Origin of the sequence: Mesorhizobium temperatum, from assembly GCF_002284575.1 — a bacterium.
Classification (GTDB): Bacteria; Pseudomonadota; Alphaproteobacteria; order Rhizobiales; family Rhizobiaceae; genus Mesorhizobium; species Mesorhizobium temperatum.
Genome location: NZ_NPKJ01000040.1, coordinates 148,932 through 166,051, shown reverse-complemented (window position 1 = coordinate 166,051; position 17,120 = coordinate 148,932). Strand labels below are relative to the sequence as shown.

Here is a 17,120-nt window from a genome sequence, read left to right as displayed (position 1 = left end):
CATCTCCACCGTGCCGGTGCCGGTGCGGCGCTTGATCCAGCAATAGGTTATCCGCGACGCCGATGCGCTCGTTATGGACTGCAGGGCAGTTCCGTTAGCGGCGGTCGCTGTCAGTGTCGTCGCGCTATTTGCCACGCCGGTAATGCCGGTCGCCGTCTTGGCTGCAGTGATATTCGTTTTGACCCAAACCGCATTGGTAAGATCAGATCCCCACAGGGCCAAATTGACACGCTGGTCTTCTGTCAGGATACCCAGAAGATTGCCGAATTCATCCCATTCGTATGGAAGATCGAAAAGCCTCGCTGCCGTGGTAGCGACATAGCCCGCCTCAACCGGCGTCCGGACGACTTGAACCGTTGTCGGCCCGCCCGCTACGGTGCATGTCAGCGTTCCAGACGACGCGGTGAACGACACTGGCGACCCGGCAGATGCAACACCCGTGCCTGCATTCGTCAGCGTAACCGTGCCGGACCCGGTGACAAGCACCTGATAGGTGGCGTTGGCCAGCGTGGTTATGCTTTGCGTGACCGGGGCGCCGGAGTTCAGGAACAGGTTGTGCTTCTGGTAGCGATAGAGGCCGTTCGAGCCTCTGACCATCTTCACGGTCGGGCTGGTGTAGGTCAGCAATCCAAATGGATGGCTGTTGTAGTTGTTCGCCGGGGTTGCGATATCCTTGACCCGAGCGGAGCCGTAATAGCCTGTGGTGGCGTAGAACGTGTCGTCTACGAAACTCAGGACAATGCCGTCAGTGCGCGATCCGAAACGCGCCGCAGCTTGGGACGGCGACCCTCTCTGCCCTACCAATGGGCTGGTCAGGCCAAGTCCGAGAGGGCCAAGGCTCATCGCCATGTTAGTACTTCAACCCAACGATGCTGGTTGCCGTCGTGTTGGTGGACATCACCTTCTTGCAGGTAATCGGTATGACCGTGCCCGCCGGCACGCCAACGAAGGTCAATGTCGTGTCGCGCCACGTCACCACCGCGACATTGCCGGTCACGCCGACATAGAGCGCATCGGCCTTGATCGCCGTGGAATCACTTGGGGTGACCGCAAAACCGTCCTTCGCGGACGCTGCTTCAACGTAGCTCATTGCTTTGCCTTTCCGTTCTGCGCGGCCTGTTCGGCCTTCAAATCGTTCGATTGCTGCTGTGCCGAGAGCTTCAGCGCTGTTTCCTGCTGTTTAGCGTGCAGAGTGAGCGCCGCTTCCTGCCGCTTCAGATCGAGCTCGATTTCCTTGATTTGCAGATCCGCTTCCTTGATCCGCATGGTGATTGCTGCCAGTTCGCGCTCCAGTTCGATCTTGCGCTGATCGGCCGCCGCCTGGCGCTCGCCCTTGCGAACCTCCGCGGCCTCTCTCATGGCCATTTCCCGTTCCTTGGCCTGCGCATCGGCCTGAGACTGCTGCGCCTTGGCGGCGGTTTCCTGCTCCTTCGCCTTCGCTTCCGCTTCTGCCTTTTGTTGCTCGGGGCTAGGCTTTGGTGTCTCAGGCTGTGCGGCTTTCGCCTTGGCATCGGTGACCATCTTTTCAAGCGTGTCCTCAACCGACTTGCCGAGGTTGAATAGGCGCGAGTTCGCGGCGAAGATTTCCACCGCAACCTCTTTCGATAGGGCACCCTGCTGGACGAGCGGCCCGACTGCGGCCCAATAGGCACCGGCCGCCTGGAGGAATTCCGCCGCTTCGGCTTTCTGCCGCGACAGGTCGGCCTTCACGGTCGAATCGCTCTCGACATCGATGCGGTACATGGCCGAAAGCTTCTGGGTGAGAAGCTGTTGAACGCTTTGCATCCGCGCCAGCTTGGCCTGCCGTGCCTTCTCCGCCATCTGGGAAGCCTGCACCGCCTGCTGATACTGCTGCATCGTCTCGGGCGGGAGTTGAGCGCCCTGCGGAGGAGGCGGCGGCGGCTGAATGGGAGTGAGATCCTGTTGCGTCGGGATGATCTGGACGCCGGTCATCTGCTGGAGCGTTTCGTGTGAAAACTTCGCGGGTATGATTTCGGACATCATCACGAACAGGTCGCGCGCGCCGCGCTCCATCATGCGTTGCATCTTCTGGATGCGCAGCGAGCCCCACTGTGTCTTGATCTGCTGGGCGCCAAGCGTCTCGCTTGCCTGGGAGGCACCGCGAACGATGTCCGAAATCCCGGTGATTTCGTAAATGGCCTGCTTGGTCTGTTCGCGGGCGTTGTACAGCTCGCGAAGAACGAGGATGAACTTTTCCACAGGCCAGAACGCGACCGCTCCAGCGAGCCCGCCATTGGCCGCCCAGATGTCCGCATTGCCGATCGGCACAAATTCCGTGTCATCGGCCGCCAGCATGTTGGCAATGTCGCCGGCATCGCCCGAATACCAGCCTTTGACTTTCATATGGTTGGTGATGACGTTGATGCGCTTGGTCGTCAGGTCCAACTCGTCGGCCAGTTTCGAATAAATCGAGAACGGGTTGACCGGCATCAGGCGGCCAGTAAGTTCGATCGGCTGGACTGGCGTTGCGATCGGGAAGAAGTCTGTGAGGCCCAGCGGGTCGTTGACCGTTTTCAGGACCACGCCGGTATCGTCGACGAAATAGACCTTGCGGCTGGTCTTGCACCAGATTTCCCAGCCGGTCAGATCATTGTCAGATTCTCCGCGAGCCTTCTTTTCCTGGTCGCTCGTCTGCATCCCGATCATGGCGGAATCGAACGCCGTATCTTCGTTCTCTCGCGAGACGACGAAACGGAACGACATCCACGGGCAATCGCTCCAGCGCTTGGCCGGACCATGGCGGAAATCGCGCCAGCTTACAGCCTCAAACTCAATGCGTTCGTTGGCGAGGCGTTCGGCAGGCTGCTGGGCTGCTGTTGCAGGATCGGCATCGCCGCCGGCTTCGGCATCGTCGCCGTTATCATCACCCGGGGATACGCCGTCATACGATGGCGCATCGGCCACAGGGTCGGCGGCCACGTCTTTGGCGAGTTCATCGTTGGCGTCCTTTACGAAGTCGCTCTTGAACCGGAGCCTGACCACGCCGCGACCAGCCAGGAAGGCGTCTTGCGCCTCGCCCTCCAACTCGACCTGAAGCTTCGAATCGTCGACCTGAACCTTTATCGATCGCTCGATGATTTCGGCCACGTCCTTGCCGGCCGGGTCTTCATCCGCAAATCGGCGGCGCACGTCCGGCGCTGGCGGGCTGTTGATGACCGCCGGCACGATGGTTTCGACGTTCGCGTAGAGAATATTGAAATCGTAGGTCGTGCCCAGCGATGTTGACGTAGTGTAGTCGCGGCTCGACGTTTCGCCAGTGAAGGCTTTGATTGCCTTTTCCGCGTCGTCCAACCACTGCTTTTCGAGCTTCGACGCGGCATCGACACGGGCAAGCCATTTGGAGCCCTCGTCGCGAAGGGCCTTTCCCTGCTTCTGCTCTTCCGGGGTGCGCTTGTCTGCCTTGGCCATGGCGGCACGATGCAAGGCCGGTTAGCGAAAAGATAAGCCGTTTGCAGGAACGAAATAAGCGAAACGAGACCCGAAGCGGCTTCCGCGCGGTGATCAGTTACGGCGCAGCGCAAGCGTCATGCCCAACGCGCAGTCAGCGCCCTGCCCTCGCCTTAGTGTCCAGCCTTTCGCCATCCGGTCGATATAGCTCTGGCTCTTGACGATTGCCAATCCCGCGCCAATCATCCGGTGGTACAGCAGCGCCATTCACCAGCGAGCTAGTTCGTCATGAAGCCTGGAATCATGGAAGAAGTCCCGTGGTCGGACTCCATTACGGTTTACGACAAAGAGAATTTCAGGGTCTATCTGCAGATCCTCGACGCCTGCGCCGACAATGCCAGCATAGAGGAGATGGCAGACCTCATCCTTGGCATCGATCCGGCTCTTGAACCGGTGCGCGCCCGCAACGCTGTCCGCAGCCATATCGACCGGGCGAACTGGATGGTGACGACAGGCTCAAAGTTCCTGTTCGCCGACTGAGCTATTCCTCATCGCTAAAGCCGAGCAGCGACGCATGGCGTATGTGGCTGTGGTCGCCGCGCAGATGCTTGACGCGCAGTTTCACCCCTGGCCCGACCCACTGCGTAGCCGGCCGTTTCTTCATGTTCACAGCCTTTGGCGGGGGGCCGGCGTGTTCCTGGACCCGCTTCCACAACCGCTCCTTCATGTCCCGGCCCAAGGTAATGAAGGCGGATCCGACATAGTTGCGGGTGCCTGGCTCCGCCAGCAACGCGAAGGCGGCTTTGCCCTGCTCCCGCTCGACGCCAAGCAGTTCGAACTCGTCGACCGTCCAGCTCTTGGTCTTCAGCCAGTTCGTCGTCGGGCCGCTTCGATATTTGCTGTCGGCGCGCTTGGAGACGATCCCCTCGAGACCGGCCTGGTCGGCGAGGTAGAAAATTGCCTTGGCATCACCGGGTAGAGACTCGCTAAACTGGATCCGGCTGTTCGGCTTGATGATGCCGTAGAGCATCTCCCGCCGGCCCTTGCAGCTGATGTCGCGCAGATCGTGGCCCTCGAGATGCAAAACATCGAACGCGCCCATGATCATCGCATAGGGATCGTTATGGACGGCTTTCTGGAGCGCGTTAAAGTCGGGCAGCCCTGCCCCGTTGGGAACGACAGCCTCGCCGTCGATGATGGCATTCTCGACCCCGAGCTCGCGCGCGGCTTCGACGATGCCGGTGAACTTGGTGGTCCAGTCAGCGCCGGATTTGGTGAAAACTTGAATATCCTCGGGGCTGTTGATGACGACCTGCACGCGGTAGCCGTCCAGCTTGATCTCGTGAATCCAGTCCCCGCCTTCTGGCGGCTTGGCGACCAGCTTCGGCTCCATTGGAGGAATAAACGCCAGCCTCGCCCCGATCATACAAACCCCACGCAACAGACCCGAATCAATAAACTTTGATGAATTCGGTTCCGCTAATAAAAAAGCGCCCGCGCTCCCGGGGAAGGACGCGGGCAGTGATCGGTGGGAGGATCCGATCTTACAGCATTGGTCTGCGAGAACATGCTGCAAAAGCACAAACTGTCGTCTCAATCCTTTGTTCCAAACGAAAAAAGCCCACCGCACCTTTCGGCACGGCGGGCGATCAGTCGTTCACCAGGCACGGGGTGTGGGCGGGGGATGGGTGTGCCCGGTGCACGGATCGTAGAAACCTATGCTCGTCGGCGGCGTGCGTCTACCAACCGGCAGTTGGAAGCCCCCCGCCGCCAGCGGCTCTTGGGCGGATGAACTCTTCCAATCGGTCCTCTTTCAAAGCCTTTGACAGACTGATCATGCGACTAGCCTTAGAAACTGTTCGTTGGATGCCGATTGCTCTACGACGCGAGTAGAGGCAGAAGCCACAACTCCATAAAAATCGCCGATATCTTCCCGCGATTTTACTACTGCGATACGGGAAGGCGGGTGTTCAAGCCGTGAGAAATCGTGAAATTTCGCGGCGGTTCCCACGACCGAAATATATTTATTCATCACCGGCTCGAATAGTCCGAGATGCGGCCTGCCAGTCACTAGGACGGATACCTTCCAAGTATGATTGGATGCACCTACAAGCTCTGCGTCCTTAGCCACGTCGGTTGCACCAAAAATGGCTGAAAGTCGTGCGAACAGAATATCCTTCGCATCGCTTTCAGATCTCTCTGCCATCCGATAGGCGGCAAAGGCCGTGGCTTCCTGTGAGCAATTCGCAACCACCATCATTGCCCCTTGCAGGGCTGCGGGCGCTACTTCGGCAACGAACATGTCGTGGCCATCGAAACGGATTCCAGAAGCCTCAGCGACGCGATTAGCTTCCTTCTTAAAATATCTCGTGGCCCCCATCATGTCCGCTTCTTGCCAACCGCCACCACGATCTGAAACGAGGCATTTGTCACCCTGACGGGTGACTTCAAGCGCGACCGTTGTGCCGCTTGGATAGAGGACCGGCATGGTGACTATAGACCCGCCGAAAAAATGGTCAGCATTGACCATCCCGCGAATGGCTTCACCAATCGCCTCTTTCGTATTCGGAATTTTCCTTGCGAAATCAATCATCTCGCGTCCAGAATATGTCCTGAGTGATTAACGGCGGCTCTATGCGACGTATGTCTTTGATTCTAAAGCTTTGTCCGCAGAAAGCAAGGAACTCGGATAAGGTATTTGGATCACGATTTATTGGCCGCGCCGCCGGAAGGTTCCCGATACGCATCCTGTGCTCGGGCGAGTGCCAATTGTCATCAAAGCGATGCTCATGAGTAAGCTTGACCACGGCCAATTCAAATCCTGGTGGTCCCCACAGCTTGTTGGTGTGTAGGCCGAAGGCCCGCCATTCTATCCTCCACAGAGGCGTTACCCTCTTGTCGCTTGGGGCGAACTCTAGTTGGACTATGGCGTCCCGATCGACAAAGCGCTTTGAAGTCTTGACCCGCAACTGAAAGTTCGATGTGCCGTCACTGGTTATCACCAGCGGAACAGAGAAAACATAGTATCTATCGTCGGATTTTGTATCCCAGACCGGAGACCGGATGAGGGACTTTTCTTCTGCGACTAGCGCTACAATGTCTGGGGGTAGATCAACCATTCAGCCGTGCTTAGAGCACAGCTTAAGCGGGAATCCGAGTCCTCTGGAAATTAAGAGAGAGTGGGCGGGACTCGAACCCGCGTCCTCTCGCTTAGCAGGCAAAGCTAGCGCTCTTCCGCGGTCGGCTTCAACTTCCGCACGATGAACTCGAACAGGACATCCGAAATCCACATTGCCGACACACCAATCAGGAACGCCGCGGCCAGCGTCGTCGTGTCATCATCCGGTGAAGGAACAGGCAGACCAGTCGCCTTGAAATAAGACACCACCGGCAATGTCAGATAAGCCGCCGCCAGCGCGCCGCAGATCGGCGACGCCACCATTTCGCGAACTTTGTACCGATGTCGCGACAAAGCCCTGAGAACGCCACCGGCAAGGCCAGCAGCGACCACCGGGCCTTTGATGCCAAGCAGATCGAACATTTCTTGCATCATGGTCTCCAGCCGCACCACCTGGTGCCCCGAGCGTTGTGGGTGTTCATCTCGTCAAGCTCGGCACGGCTCATCACTTGAACGACCGCGAGCAACGGCCGGCGCGGTTGATTGTGGTCGCACCAGACTTCACGCGGGTTGCCGATCGGCGGTGTTGTCGTGCAGCCGGCGAGCACCAGGCAGAGGACTAGCGCTTTGCCCATTGCTCTGCCTCCTTGCGCGCTGCATCGTCGGTCATGCCGGCGGCGTGGCGTTCGGCCGCCGTAGCCTCCCGGTCCATTTCGAGGCGGTCTTCAGCGGCAGCGAGTTTTCCCGCCGCCTGCTTTGCAGCTTCCTTCTTGGCCCGGTTGATGCCGCCAGCGACATACAGGCTGAGCCCGCCAACGACCGCGGCGAAGAGAGCCATGATGGTCTTGTTGCCGAGGATGGCGCCGAGTATCGCGCCGAACATCACAAATCCTCAGCGCGGCGACGGCGAAGGAACTCAGTCAGCACCCCGTTGACGACGAGGAACCAGGGGAACCACTCCCCCGGAATGATCGGCGCAAGAACGTGCGGGTCAACATACGTGACGACCGCGGCGACGACACCGAGCGCCGCCTGAAGTCGCGCCCAAAAAATGGTTTCGCTGTCTGAGAAATAGCTCTTGATGCGGGTCCACATGGTCATTTCCTTCCGAATATCCATTTCAGAATGGCGAAAAGCGCTGCCCACAGCCAATTGCGTTCCGGGTACTCGGGCGGCACAGGAGCCACTAGAGGCGGTTTTGGCGCGATGGGTGGCTGTGGAGCCGGAATTGGCTTCGCGGGCGTTGGCGAGGCTGCTACCGGGGCACCCGACAGGAATTGCGCTCGCTCGTCAGCCCGGCGATTGGCCAACCCCTTCAGAACCACCTTCTTGCCGCCGATCGTTCCCTTGTTCCACGCCAGCATGGAATCGGCCGCACCCCGGCGATTGCCGGCGTTGAGGTTTCTCAGCACAGACGACCCCTTGAACCCGCCAGCCCCGATGTTGAAGACCAGTGAAACCAGCGCGTCGAATTCGCTCTGATTGAGCGGCACTTTCACCATGGCTGAAACAGACGCCTCGACGCCCGCCAGATCCCGCTGCAAAATCTCGTCGGACTGCGCAGCGGTGATCTTCAGGCCCTTGCTAACCTTCGGAGGACCGGCAACGGAGGTATGGCCAACGCCGATCGTCCAGACGCCGACGCTATCGAGATAGGCAGTCAGCACGTTGCCTTCGCGGCGCGCGATTGCTGCCCGTCCTGCTGAACTGGTTTTCATGATAGCCTCCTATGCCGTCCGCCAGAACTGAACGCGGGTGAAAACTTCCACCGTAGTGGCGAAGCCACACGCCCGACCAAACCCAAAGGTGGCTATTGTGCTACTGCACAGATGTTCGACGCGGTAAGCTTTGCCGGCAACAACTGGCGCTCCCCCGCATGACCTCGTTGTCACGTCGGAAGATCCAGGGCATCGCTCGGACGAGCCGACACCGGCCACGGTGGTATCAGTGACGTTGAACAGCCTTGTTTGATGCGCAGCGACATCGTTCGCGGGCGCCGACCATTCTACCCACCCATCCACAGTCGGAGTGAACGCATTTGCAGCTAAAGAGACGAGCGCTGAAGCGTCCCGCACTTCTGTGTTCAGATCGCGGGTGCGCCAAGCGCCATTGGTAAACGTCCCGCCGTCTGTGGTGGACGCCTTCTGATCTTCGAGGATAGCATCCGGGGCGCCACCAAGACGGGCTCCGTCGATATAGACAGCCTTGGTGTTGATCGTATCGGCGCCCTTGTCGCCTCCGGTCGCGTTTGGGGTATAGACGCCCACTTCGACGCGCAGCCGATCAGCCTCAGTTCCGGCGACAATGGTCCTCAGAGCGGCGCGACCGTCTTCAGAGCCGTTCGTCGGATCAAGAATTGTTCCGGCCAAAGCAGCGTAAGTCGTCTTATTGTCAGCGCTGTCCTTGCCGGTGAGATTGAACAGGCCAATCGCGTCGGAAGCGGCGGGGGATGCCGAATTGCGGTAAGCGTCCACAACTGGCGCGGCAGCGGCGCCGGCATCGGTATTGGTGACGATAAAGGTGTCGTCGACATTGACGACCAGCGGCTTGCCGTTGGCGCGCTGGTAGCCGACGCAGACCCAGTTGCCGCCACCCTTGGAGCGCATTGTCGCCACGTCGCCGGCCGCGGTGGTGATGTTCGCTCCCGTCGGCAATATCAAGCTTGAGGAGTTGTGCGTGAGTGTCAGTATCCCGGCAAAGATCAAGACCCGTTCAGCACCGGCTGCAACCGTTCCCAGCGCGGTAATCGTGACCGTTCCAGTGATGTTGACGATGGTCCCTGTGGCATTTGCGAGATTGACCGTCGCGGCCGACAGCATGTCCGAGCTGTAGGTATTGAAATTGTCATTGCCGCCGACTGCGGTCGTCGAGCCCGATCCGCCCGCCGTGACAGGCCGGGCGGTGTTGGCATCATCGACAAGATCGGCGACGAGGGCATTGTATTTTGCGCTCTCGATCGTCGTGTTCGGTGCTGCGGTCGTGCCCGGAGGGGCTGAGTATATTCCACCAGCGCGAGGCATCGCCGCTCCAATCCGTTGATTGGCGACACCGTGATTGGAGCATCACGAAAAGATAAGCCGTTTGAATTGTGGTCTGGTCCATAGGGGGTCTCCTCAAAATTGAGGAGGCCTAGTTGGCCGCATCAGCAGCAGCTTGCTTAGTCCGTCGGATCTTCAGGAAATAGCTTCTAACGTGCTGCCCGGCGCCGCCTGACCATTGCATCAACCGCCTCCTTGACGGTCTGATTGCTGCGGATCGATCCATCTGGTCGGGCCTCGTAAGTGCCTGGATCGCCCGCTGGCTTCACCACCGCCACGATAGCTTCACGCCATGCGAGACCTAGATAGCGGAACGCGGACGCATAGTGTTCGGCCCAGTTCTTCACGGGCACGTCACGGAAACATTTCTTGTCGTCGTCCCACTCGCGGCGGAATGCCTTCAGGCCCTCGATGCCATCGGCCACCCGCTCGTTGTCCGCGAAACGCGCCAGCTTGATCGTCTGCCGGCCGGCATTCACGCCATCAGCAAAGCTGGCTATGCCAACCATCTTCGGCTTGCGACCGTGATCCTTCAGCGTTTGCAGGCGGGTTCGAGCCGTTCCCCATTGCGGGTGCATGATGTCATGCGGAACGTAGTCGTTGCCCTTGTAGCCCTGGTCGTCGAGCCACTTGCACCAGTCGGCGAGGTCTTCACTGTCCGGCAGATAGAAATCGACGATGATGGGCGTACCGTCGATGACCTGGAAACACCAGATCGGGTTGTTGGACGCCTTGCCCAGATCCCACACAGTGTGAACTGGATACGCCGGATTGACCGCGATCGGCCGACCAATGCGGCCCTCACGCTCTGCCCTGGCAACTTCGGCGCCCCAATACGACCCGACCAGCGCGCCCGCGAACGAGCAATAGAATTCCTGATCAATCAGCAGATCAGCAGTTTCTTGCCCGAACAGGCCGACGTAAATCTTGCGCTGCTTGTCGATGCCCTCGGCTGTCATCGCTTCCGTGACCGACACCGGAAGGACTTCCCAAAACCAGCCAGCCGGATTCGTCACCCGATCGAACGCGTCCTTCTTCACCTCGTCGAGCATCGATTTCGCATGGTTGTTGCCGCGCGGTGTGGTGATGAATGAGGCCCAACCGCCGTTCTCTTCAAGGATCGGCGACAGGTACGCCCACGCCGCCGGCTTCGCTAATGCCCATTCCGAAAAGGTAATTCCAACCGGTGGCGATCCAACCAGGCTGTTGAAGTTGTCCGAGCCGACCACCTGAAAAGTTGACCCAATCTTGAACCGGATGAACATTTCATTGTCGTTCATGTTCTCGATTAGAGGCTCAGGAAAGGCCTCGAACAGCCGGCGCTTGCCAGTGTGCGGGTTGACCGCGTTCCAGATCGCTTTGCGTGCCTGGGCGGCCTCAGGCAGCATGTGCCAGTAGGTTCCGGGCCGCTCATGGGCAGACACGGCATGCATGTTCAGGTTGATTTCGTCCTTGCCGGCGCGGCGGTGCCAGAACAAGAGCTGGCGCTTACAGCCCTGCTCCCATGTGTCCCATGCCTTCTTCTGATACCAGCGAGGACGCCAGCCGGCGTTAGGTAGCTGGATTGTCGGCATCAGCCTTCGCTTCCTGATCCGCGAGCTTCAGCACCTGGACGACCAGCGGGCCGCCCTCGCCGTCTGTCAGCGCAAGTTTGTCGCCATACTTCTTTGGCGCCATCTTACCAACCATCCACTTTCGGGTTTCAACCTGTAGCCGCCTGTGCTCGATCATATCGCCGCGCATCTCTTCGGTCTTACCGTCCGAAGTCACCTTGGTTTTGATCCCCTCCACCGGGGTATCAGCGATGTCCAACGCCTGCTCAAAGAGAGCGTCTGCCTGGATCTCGCGTGCGCGCACGTATTGTTCGCGAAACTCAGCCCGCCGCTCATCGGCAAGCCATCGGCATACTGTCGCAACATGTGGCATGTCGTCAGCCTCACAGATCGACCGCAGGCTTCGCCCGTCCGCAAGCTTTTCACAAATCGCGTCGGCTATCTCTTGGGTGAAGCTACTTGGCCGCGCCATTGGATGCGTCCCTTTCCCGCCGCTCGCATTCTCCGCGCGTGTCGAACTTGCCGCCGTACCCGCGACCATCTGTCAGGACGTTCCGGCCCGCCTCGTCGGCGATGAACCAGAACGGCCAATCCTCTGTTTTTTCCGACGCCGATCGGGCGACGAGTTTTTGACGGTCACCCATTGGCTCGCCTCTTCATCAAATCATGAACCGACGCCCGGAGAAGGAATCGACGGTAAATCGGTGACAGCGTGCCGTCTGGATATTGTTCCCATTCGGACATGGCCTGGTCGAGGATGTCGACCGGAGCGTCAGGGCAAAGCGTCTTCTGGTCGGCGACGATTGCCGCATAGACCGGGCTGCCCTTTACGATTGGTTTGCCTTCCGGGAGCTTACCCATTGCCGGACTCCTTCAGCCTGATCTGGACGAGCCGGACGTTGATGCCGAGCTGCTTGGCGATTTCTCGAGCCGACATGCCCAGCGCCTTCATTTCGCGGATGGCTTTCCGCCGCTGCAAAGCCTGCAACCGGCCGCGATGCTTAAACGGTCGATTGGCGCGGACATCGCCCTTTTGTCGAGCTCGCGCGACGTACTGGACGACTGTCGTCACCGAAATGTCTAGACACTCCGCAATGTTCTCGTAGGTCGACATCTCCTGATACATGTCGAGCGCGCGGTTTCGCTGTCGTTCAACGCGCCGGTCCACCATCCCGCCCTTCTTGTTGAAACTGCTGAAGGCATGGAATGGCAGCGAGGCGCGGTGTCCGGATCGATGTTGCTTCATTTGCTGGTCGGCCTCCCCGCCACATAGTCAGCTGGGTCAATCCTTCGCACTGGCGATGCCGGGCCGAACGTCCCAAGCTGCCATTCCCGATGCTGGCGGTTGCCAAGCGGATCGAACTTTGCCGCTGCGATGTCGCGGACCCAGCGAGGAGCCTTCGCCGCGGCTTTGGCTTGCTTGCGCTCACGCCTGGTCTTCTTCTTCGGGACGACCGGCATCGGCCCGCTCGACAGGATTTTGTTCGAAATCCAGTCGGCTCGCTTTTCTGCCGGCGACATGGGCGAGCCTTCCAATCGGTCAGCCGCGCGCCAGGCTTCGGCGTTTGTTGGGAAAGGCCCGGCGAGGGTTTCCCCGCCCGAAACCACCACCCAGCCGGCACCGTCAGGCGCTCCAACGACCGTCATGCGACCGCCTTCAGCCGGCGCTTGCGGCATTTCTTGAACCATGTGATCGCCAACGCCTTCCAGATCGGAACCTTGTGCGCCGCGGCGAACACCTTGGCTTCATCCTCGCCGGTCGTCTTCAGGCTGATGATCGCCGTAACCAACTCAGAATCGTCGATGCTCTGGCAATATTCCTCGTCGGTCAGCAGCAGGTCGACCGCCTTGATATGTGGCCCCGTGATGGGCGCCAGTTGTGCGCGCGACAGAACATCCAGCACCCGACCGGCCATTTCTTCACCGCGTCGGGCGATCAGCCCGCCGATCGCCTGAACGGCGACAGTCTCATGGGATTTGAATTTGCCGCTTCCAGGAGTGCCACGAAGGATGGACACGGTAGCGCGTTGACAGACCTCGACGACTTTCAGCGCCGCCTTGTCGCCGGCCGCGACCGCAGCCTGGTGGAGCTGCAACGAGGTGACGCCAAGCCGTTCAGTGTTCAGGCCGATGAAGGCAGCAGCTTGCGCTTCGACCGTCGCGGCCTCGACGATCTGGACAGGGATCGTGTCGATGTGCGGATGCGAGGCGCATGCGATGGCAGTATGCTGCCCGTCGAGAACGAACAAGACGGTCTCACCGGCATGGTTTTCCGAATAGCAGCAAGTCGGAAGCTTGAACTTCGACCAGTCGAAATGCTCGATGATTTTCCGGATCTGGCGCAAGCCGCGCTCGCCGATCGACCGCTGATAGGCCGGGTCAATGTAGAGGCTGCGCGGGTTGACGTATTCCATGATGGGCTGGCCGGTCGCGGGCGCCTTTGGCTTCAGTCCCGAGATCGAAACCGGTTCAATGCGGCGAAGTGGGTTGGCAGGCGTGCTCATAGTTGAGTGCCCCGCAGGAGAATAGTTGTTGCGCCTTCGATGGTGAGTCCGTGTCGCTGCGCGAACAGTTCAATTCGTTCGGCGAGCCTTACCCGGCGGTCGGTGTCGGCATTTGTCGCCGCCATAAGATGCTGAAGCCATGCCGGGGAACCTTGCCCGAGCACTTCAAATTCTGAATGAACAAGCCCGTAAAAATCCCCATACGCTTGGCTGGGGACCGCGCTGATCTTGGCCGATAGGAGCTCGGATAGTTCGTTAGAAAGCTCAGCCAGCGCATCCCATGCGATTACAGCTTCTTGATGTATCTCGCGTTCGTCTTCTCCCGGAAAACAGTTCATCGATTCGAGTTCCTGGCCGGCCCATTCGCAACCTTCAATCTTAATAAATTCCAGAAGCCAATCACCCCGAACGTCTGTCGCCAACGTCTTGTCAGCCGCGACCATCAAGGGACTCGACATGAATTCATCGAACACTCCTCGTGGAGTTGCTTCCGGCCCGCTCAGCCATTCTGACGCGCATGCACCTATGCAATTTTCATATCCGCCTCCCGCCCAATTAGTAGCCGGATCTTCGGCCGACATGACGCGCACCTTCTTTAGGTCGCGCGGATCATCATTCCAAAATATGACTGCTTTCGCTTGCGGGATCTTGATCCTGCTCATGCTGCTTGCTCCCATTCGCGCCAGCCATCGCCGTCGCTTTCGTTGAGTAGATCAGTGGGGACGCGACAGCCGCGCTGTCCCGGCCCAGGCCCCCACATGGATGTCGACCAAGTTTTGTTGCTTCGGGCGTACGCTAGGCGCTTCGGCCATTGCGCGTCCTCATCTGCTGCAGTGGTGGCGATGCCGGCGGCGAAGCCCTCGAACCTCCGCTCATTGATGAACGTCGCCGCGTGCATCGTCGGATGGTCGGGTTTCGAGGCGAGGAAAGACCGATAGGCCGACACGGCGTCGTGACAAGCCTTCCGCTCTGGCTCAGTGAGCTTCTTCCATCCATCGAACGCCTTCACCTTGGACATGTTCGGTGATCGAGGATAGGCAAGCCAGAATGCTTCGAAGGCTTCCGAGTAGTTGCTTTTTGCTTTCGGTCTTTGTGCGGGGTCCGGACTTGTTCCGGACAAAGAACCGTTAGGTTCTTCTTTCCCTTCCTTTCCCTTCCCTTCCACTTTACCGTCGTGCCTCACGCGTGGATGACGCGTGGCGGACGCGTCAGTTTTTGCAATGATATCAATAGGGTTAGGTAAACTACTGGCGCTTTCCCGGTTGTTTATGACCTGGTGCCGGTTCCATGACGGGACGTACCCGAAAGACCGGTCCGCCGACGCGTATTTCACGATGAAACCACGCGTGGCCAACGCGTCGAGCACGCGTGAAAAATCGACATCATCGTAAGGAAGTATGTCCGCCTTCAACTGGCGAGGACGCCACACAAAGCGGCCTTCCCGGTCGCACTGTGTCCATAGACCGGCAAACGACAGGCGAAGCGGCAAGCCAGTTTCCACCTCCGCGTCGAATAGCTCTTCGTGCTTGAAAAACTCTGGTTTGATGGTGCGGATTCTCGACATTAGAGCCTCGCTGCATTGCGAACGGCGGAACAGGCGATGTCGACGAACAGGTCAATCGTCTTGACCGGCCCGTTGCGCTGCTTGCCGATGATGAATTCCAGCTTGTTTTGAACGTCGGAGAGCCGCGAGACGCGGTTGACTTCCGCTTCGGCGTCCTTGCCCTTTTCCTTTTCGAGGTAATAGGCTTCTCGAAACAGGAAGATGATGGTGTCCGCATCCTGCTCGATCGCGCCACTATCGCGGAGATCCGACATCATCGGCCTGCGCTCGTTCATGGCGCGGCTTTCGATGTTGCGGCTGAGCTGCGAAAGCGCGACGACACCCAAGTTGTATTCCCGCGCCAGTTCGCGAAGCCCGCCGGAAATCTCGGTGATCTCGTTGTTGCGGTTGCCCTGGTAGCGAGCAGACGGGCGGATGAGTTGGAGGTAGTCTACGAAGAGGACACCAAGCGGACAGCCGACAGCTTCGGCGCTCTCCATCATGCGTTCGGTCTTGACCCGAACGTCAGTCATCGACAGGCCAGGTTGCTCCTCAATCCACAACGGCAGCGTGTCGAGGTCTCGGCATGCGGATTTCAATGTGTCGATCTCGCCCGGCTCCACCCTGCCGGTGATCAAGTTGCTGTAGGCAATCTGGATGCCCCAATCATAAGCGATATCGGTTAGAGCCCGCATCGCCAGCCGCTTCGCTCCCATTTCAAGGGATATGAAACCGGTCCCGGCGCCGCTCTTCGCAGTCCTGATAGCCACCGACAATCCGACAGCGGTCTTGCCCATGGATGGGCGGGCACCAATGACGGTCATTTCGCCGCGCTGGATGCCACCTGTGGCGCGGTTAACGTCTGTCAGGCCCCACGTGACGCCAGTAAGACCGTTGCCGCGCTGCTGGGCTTCCTCGATCTCGGCAAAGGCGCCGACCGCGGCTTCCGCCAACGTCACCCGCGACTTGCGACGGGGACCGGCGCGCAACTCGGCGGCAATCGTGTCCAGGTCCGACGATACCGACTGGATGGTTACCTTCGTGTCAGACGTTGCGTCGTGCGCGGTTTCCCGTAGGAGCTTTCCGACCTCGGCCGTCTTCAACCTCGCCCATTGAGCCACGACAGCCTTGCCGCCTCGCTCCAGTCCTGCGGGGCCGGCGACGATCGACGAAGCAAGATCTGCCATATAGGCTGATGGAGACTGATCAGTCTTTTGAATGAATAGGATTTTGGCATCTTCCGGCAAAAGTCGGGAGACGATTGGCATGGTCGTCGAGCCGTACTGTTCATGTGCAGCGCGGATCGCCCGGAAAAGCATGCGGTGGATATCAGGGACGAAATGGTCTTCCCGGAGAAAGCTCATCACCTTGCGGAAGTCGCCACCGAACAGAAGCGTGCCAAGCACGTCCTGTTCGATTTCCGGAACGTATGCAGCGTCGGGGATGGTCTGCGACGCTGCGCTCAAGGCCGATGCCCTGTGTTTGGTGCGGGGCGATAGGTGTTGGCGACATAGGCGTAGAAGAACGCGCCGAAGGCCTTGCCGGCGGCGTGAGCGTCGGCCATGTCGCCGGTAGCTGCTGCCTTATTGCGAAGGTCGCGCCATTCGAAAAAGGCGCGCTCTTGTTCGGCGTTCATGTCGTCGTCGATCTGGCTCACTTGTGTGCTCAAGCCGCCCTCCCCGCCGCCTTAAATTGGAGTCCGAGCTGGGCGGCTATCGGCGCCACCGGCACCACCATCTTCCCGCCGATCTTGATCGTTTGAATGTCGCCACGTTTGGCGGCATCGTATGATGCATTGCGAGCAAGGTTGAAAAACAGCCTGCCCGCGTCAGGGACAGACACGGTGGCATGAGAGAGCGCTTCGTCGAGTGTCATCTGTTCCGTTTCCATTCATCATAAAGATACCAAACATGTGTAGGAAACTGTCCTAGTCCTGTTTTGTCTTGCCTGCAACCG

26 protein-coding genes are annotated in these 17,120 nt (G+C 59.3%); 2 read left to right on the top strand and 24 right to left on the bottom strand.

All coding sequences use genetic code 11. The annotated features are described in order from the left end of the window. From CIT26_RS11980 to CIT26_RS11970, 3 genes are all read right to left on the bottom strand, one after another. A partial coding sequence (locus CIT26_RS11980) for a hypothetical protein (RefSeq protein WP_206072754.1) occupies positions 1-849 on the bottom strand: 849 nt, incomplete at its 3' end. Position 850: 1 nt separating this feature from the next. Next, positions 851-1,090, bottom strand: coding sequence for a spike base protein, RCAP_Rcc01079 family (locus CIT26_RS11975; RefSeq protein ID WP_095492761.1), 240 nt, complete (start codon positions 1,088-1,090; stop codon positions 851-853). Then, positions 1,087-3,045: a hypothetical protein gene (locus CIT26_RS11970; protein ID WP_245319375.1), complete on the bottom strand. Its 1,959-nt coding sequence runs from the start codon at positions 3,043-3,045 to the stop codon at positions 1,087-1,089. The genes CIT26_RS11975 and CIT26_RS11970 overlap by 4 nt, the downstream gene beginning before the upstream one ends. On the opposite strand from CIT26_RS11970, the gene CIT26_RS37540 reads away from it, so the two are divergent. Next, the gene (locus CIT26_RS37540) at positions 3,028-3,246 is read left to right on the top strand and encodes a hypothetical protein (RefSeq protein ID WP_245319373.1); all 219 of its coding nucleotides are present in this window, start codon (positions 3,028-3,030) and stop codon (positions 3,244-3,246) included. The genes CIT26_RS11970 and CIT26_RS37540 overlap by 18 nt on opposite strands. Before the next feature lie 276 nt (positions 3,247-3,522). On the opposite strand, the gene CIT26_RS36560 is transcribed toward CIT26_RS37540, so the two are convergent. Further along, positions 3,523-3,675, bottom strand: coding sequence for a hypothetical protein (locus tag CIT26_RS36560; protein WP_167391375.1), 153 nt, complete (start codon positions 3,673-3,675; stop codon positions 3,523-3,525). A gap of 36 nt (positions 3,676-3,711) precedes the next feature. Between CIT26_RS36560 and CIT26_RS11965 the strand changes: the two genes are divergently transcribed. After that, on the top strand, positions 3,712-3,948 hold the full coding sequence (locus CIT26_RS11965; protein WP_342587009.1) for a hypothetical protein: 237 nt from the start codon (positions 3,712-3,714) through the stop codon (positions 3,946-3,948). A gap of 1 nt (position 3,949) precedes the next feature. Here the strand turns inward: CIT26_RS11965 and CIT26_RS11960 are convergent, their stop codons facing one another. From CIT26_RS11960 to CIT26_RS11860, 20 genes are all read right to left on the bottom strand, one after another. Beyond that, a complete protein-coding gene (locus CIT26_RS11960; protein WP_245319372.1) occupies positions 3,950-4,801 on the bottom strand; it encodes an ATP-dependent DNA ligase in 852 nt (283 codons plus the stop codon). Between the two features lie 441 nt (positions 4,802-5,242). Then, positions 5,243-6,001, bottom strand: coding sequence for a hypothetical protein (locus CIT26_RS11955; RefSeq protein WP_095492758.1), 759 nt, complete (start codon positions 5,999-6,001; stop codon positions 5,243-5,245). Between the two features lie 630 nt (positions 6,002-6,631). Continuing rightward, the gene (locus CIT26_RS11945) at positions 6,632-6,958 is read right to left on the bottom strand and encodes a hypothetical protein (RefSeq protein ID WP_095492756.1); all 327 of its coding nucleotides are present in this window, start codon (positions 6,956-6,958) and stop codon (positions 6,632-6,634) included. Then, on the bottom strand, positions 6,958-7,161 hold the full coding sequence (locus CIT26_RS11940) for a hypothetical protein (RefSeq protein ID WP_095492755.1): 204 nt from the start codon (positions 7,159-7,161) through the stop codon (positions 6,958-6,960). The genes CIT26_RS11945 and CIT26_RS11940 overlap by 1 nt, the downstream gene beginning before the upstream one ends. After that, the gene (locus CIT26_RS11935) at positions 7,146-7,409 is read right to left on the bottom strand and encodes a hypothetical protein (RefSeq protein ID WP_095492754.1); all 264 of its coding nucleotides are present in this window, start codon (positions 7,407-7,409) and stop codon (positions 7,146-7,148) included. The genes CIT26_RS11940 and CIT26_RS11935 overlap by 16 nt, the downstream gene beginning before the upstream one ends. Then, the gene (locus CIT26_RS11930) at positions 7,409-7,621 is read right to left on the bottom strand and encodes a hypothetical protein (protein WP_095492753.1); all 213 of its coding nucleotides are present in this window, start codon (positions 7,619-7,621) and stop codon (positions 7,409-7,411) included. Before CIT26_RS11930 ends, CIT26_RS11935 begins: the two co-directional genes overlap by 1 nt. 2 nt (positions 7,622-7,623) lie before the next feature. Continuing rightward, positions 7,624-8,244 (bottom strand): lysozyme, encoded by a 621-nt coding sequence (locus CIT26_RS11925; RefSeq protein WP_095492752.1) that lies wholly within the window; start codon positions 8,242-8,244, stop codon positions 7,624-7,626. A 9-nt stretch (positions 8,245-8,253) separates the two neighbouring features. Continuing rightward, positions 8,254-9,345, bottom strand: a complete 1,092-nt coding sequence (locus tag CIT26_RS11920; protein WP_167391374.1) for a hypothetical protein — start codon at positions 9,343-9,345, stop codon at positions 8,254-8,256. A 368-nt stretch (positions 9,346-9,713) separates the two neighbouring features. Further along, positions 9,714-11,138 (bottom strand): hypothetical protein, encoded by a 1,425-nt coding sequence (locus CIT26_RS11915; RefSeq protein ID WP_095492750.1) that lies wholly within the window; start codon positions 11,136-11,138, stop codon positions 9,714-9,716. Further along, positions 11,116-11,589, bottom strand: coding sequence for a terminase small subunit-like protein (locus tag CIT26_RS11910; RefSeq protein ID WP_095492749.1), 474 nt, complete (start codon positions 11,587-11,589; stop codon positions 11,116-11,118). The genes CIT26_RS11915 and CIT26_RS11910 overlap by 23 nt, the downstream gene beginning before the upstream one ends. Then, positions 11,573-11,761: a hypothetical protein gene (locus CIT26_RS11905; protein ID WP_095492748.1), complete on the bottom strand. Its 189-nt coding sequence runs from the start codon at positions 11,759-11,761 to the stop codon at positions 11,573-11,575. The genes CIT26_RS11910 and CIT26_RS11905 overlap by 17 nt, the downstream gene beginning before the upstream one ends. Further along, positions 11,754-11,978, bottom strand: a complete 225-nt coding sequence (locus CIT26_RS11900) for a hypothetical protein (protein WP_095492747.1) — start codon at positions 11,976-11,978, stop codon at positions 11,754-11,756. Before CIT26_RS11900 ends, CIT26_RS11905 begins: the two co-directional genes overlap by 8 nt. Next, positions 11,971-12,363 (bottom strand): hypothetical protein, encoded by a 393-nt coding sequence (locus CIT26_RS11895; protein WP_095492746.1) that lies wholly within the window; start codon positions 12,361-12,363, stop codon positions 11,971-11,973. Before CIT26_RS11895 ends, CIT26_RS11900 begins: the two co-directional genes overlap by 8 nt. Further along, positions 12,360-12,764 (bottom strand): hypothetical protein, encoded by a 405-nt coding sequence (locus CIT26_RS11890; protein ID WP_095492745.1) that lies wholly within the window; start codon positions 12,762-12,764, stop codon positions 12,360-12,362. The genes CIT26_RS11895 and CIT26_RS11890 overlap by 4 nt, the downstream gene beginning before the upstream one ends. Further along, positions 12,761-13,621, bottom strand: coding sequence for a hypothetical protein (locus CIT26_RS11885; RefSeq protein WP_095492744.1), 861 nt, complete (start codon positions 13,619-13,621; stop codon positions 12,761-12,763). Before CIT26_RS11885 ends, CIT26_RS11890 begins: the two co-directional genes overlap by 4 nt. Further along, positions 13,618-14,283 carry a hypothetical protein gene (locus CIT26_RS11880; protein WP_095492743.1) on the bottom strand — a complete coding sequence of 222 codons (666 nt, stop codon included), beginning with the start codon at positions 14,281-14,283 and terminating at the stop codon, positions 13,618-13,620. The genes CIT26_RS11885 and CIT26_RS11880 overlap by 4 nt, the downstream gene beginning before the upstream one ends. After that, positions 14,280-15,185, bottom strand: coding sequence for a hypothetical protein (locus CIT26_RS11875; protein WP_095492742.1), 906 nt, complete (start codon positions 15,183-15,185; stop codon positions 14,280-14,282). The genes CIT26_RS11880 and CIT26_RS11875 overlap by 4 nt, the downstream gene beginning before the upstream one ends. Further along, positions 15,185-16,630 carry a replicative DNA helicase gene (locus CIT26_RS11870; protein WP_245319371.1) on the bottom strand — a complete coding sequence of 482 codons (1,446 nt, stop codon included), beginning with the start codon at positions 16,628-16,630 and terminating at the stop codon, positions 15,185-15,187. Before CIT26_RS11870 ends, CIT26_RS11875 begins: the two co-directional genes overlap by 1 nt. After that, positions 16,627-16,833, bottom strand: coding sequence for a hypothetical protein (locus CIT26_RS11865; protein WP_143747831.1), 207 nt, complete (start codon positions 16,831-16,833; stop codon positions 16,627-16,629). Before CIT26_RS11865 ends, CIT26_RS11870 begins: the two co-directional genes overlap by 4 nt. Beyond that, on the bottom strand, positions 16,830-17,039 hold the full coding sequence (locus CIT26_RS11860) for a hypothetical protein (RefSeq protein WP_167391373.1): 210 nt from the start codon (positions 17,037-17,039) through the stop codon (positions 16,830-16,832). The genes CIT26_RS11865 and CIT26_RS11860 overlap by 4 nt, the downstream gene beginning before the upstream one ends. Between the last annotated feature and the right edge of the window lie 81 nt (positions 17,040-17,120).

Excerpts from the sequence above, each read along its gene's own strand:
- CIT26_RS11925 (WP_095492752.1), bottom strand. The coding sequence starts at position 8,244 with ATGAAAACCAGTTCAGCAGGACGGGCAGCAATCGCGCGCCGCGAAGGC.
- CIT26_RS11860 (WP_167391373.1), bottom strand. The coding sequence starts at position 17,039 with ATGACACTCGACGAAGCGCTCTCTCATGCCACCGTGTCTGTCCCTGAC.
- CIT26_RS11920 (WP_167391374.1), bottom strand. The coding sequence starts at position 9,345 with ATGCTGTCGGCCGCGACGGTCAATCTCGCAAATGCCACAGGGACCATC.
- CIT26_RS11965 (WP_342587009.1), top strand. The coding sequence starts at position 3,712 with ATGGAAGAAGTCCCGTGGTCGGACTCCATTACGGTTTACGACAAAGAG.
- CIT26_RS36560 (WP_167391375.1), bottom strand. The coding sequence starts at position 3,675 with ATGGCGCTGCTGTACCACCGGATGATTGGCGCGGGATTGGCAATCGTC.
- CIT26_RS11930 (WP_095492753.1), bottom strand. The coding sequence starts at position 7,621 with ATGTGGACCCGCATCAAGAGCTATTTCTCAGACAGCGAAACCATTTTT.
- CIT26_RS11890 (WP_095492745.1), bottom strand. The coding sequence starts at position 12,764 with ATGACGGTCGTTGGAGCGCCTGACGGTGCCGGCTGGGTGGTGGTTTCG.
- CIT26_RS11885 (WP_095492744.1), bottom strand. The coding sequence starts at position 13,621 with ATGAGCACGCCTGCCAACCCACTTCGCCGCATTGAACCGGTTTCGATC.
- CIT26_RS11910 (WP_095492749.1), bottom strand. The coding sequence starts at position 11,589 with ATGGCGCGGCCAAGTAGCTTCACCCAAGAGATAGCCGACGCGATTTGT.
- CIT26_RS11945 (WP_095492756.1), bottom strand. The coding sequence starts at position 6,958 with ATGCAAGAAATGTTCGATCTGCTTGGCATCAAAGGCCCGGTGGTCGCT.
- CIT26_RS11895 (WP_095492746.1), bottom strand. The coding sequence starts at position 12,363 with ATGAAGCAACATCGATCCGGACACCGCGCCTCGCTGCCATTCCATGCC.
- CIT26_RS11975 (WP_095492761.1), bottom strand. The coding sequence starts at position 1,090 with ATGAGCTACGTTGAAGCAGCGTCCGCGAAGGACGGTTTTGCGGTCACC.
- CIT26_RS11935 (WP_095492754.1), bottom strand. The coding sequence starts at position 7,409 with ATGTTCGGCGCGATACTCGGCGCCATCCTCGGCAACAAGACCATCATG.
- CIT26_RS11955 (WP_095492758.1), bottom strand. The coding sequence starts at position 6,001 with ATGATTGATTTCGCAAGGAAAATTCCGAATACGAAAGAGGCGATTGGT.
- CIT26_RS11880 (WP_095492743.1), bottom strand. The coding sequence starts at position 14,283 with ATGAGCAGGATCAAGATCCCGCAAGCGAAAGCAGTCATATTTTGGAAT.
- CIT26_RS11915 (WP_095492750.1), bottom strand. The coding sequence starts at position 11,138 with ATGCCGACAATCCAGCTACCTAACGCCGGCTGGCGTCCTCGCTGGTAT.
- CIT26_RS11900 (WP_095492747.1), bottom strand. The coding sequence starts at position 11,978 with ATGGGTAAGCTCCCGGAAGGCAAACCAATCGTAAAGGGCAGCCCGGTC.
- CIT26_RS11940 (WP_095492755.1), bottom strand. The coding sequence starts at position 7,161 with ATGGGCAAAGCGCTAGTCCTCTGCCTGGTGCTCGCCGGCTGCACGACA.
- CIT26_RS11960 (WP_245319372.1), bottom strand. The coding sequence starts at position 4,801 with ATGGAGCCGAAGCTGGTCGCCAAGCCGCCAGAAGGCGGGGACTGGATT.
- CIT26_RS11875 (WP_095492742.1), bottom strand. The coding sequence starts at position 15,185 with ATGTCGAGAATCCGCACCATCAAACCAGAGTTTTTCAAGCACGAAGAG.
- CIT26_RS11905 (WP_095492748.1), bottom strand. The coding sequence starts at position 11,761 with ATGGGTGACCGTCAAAAACTCGTCGCCCGATCGGCGTCGGAAAAAACA.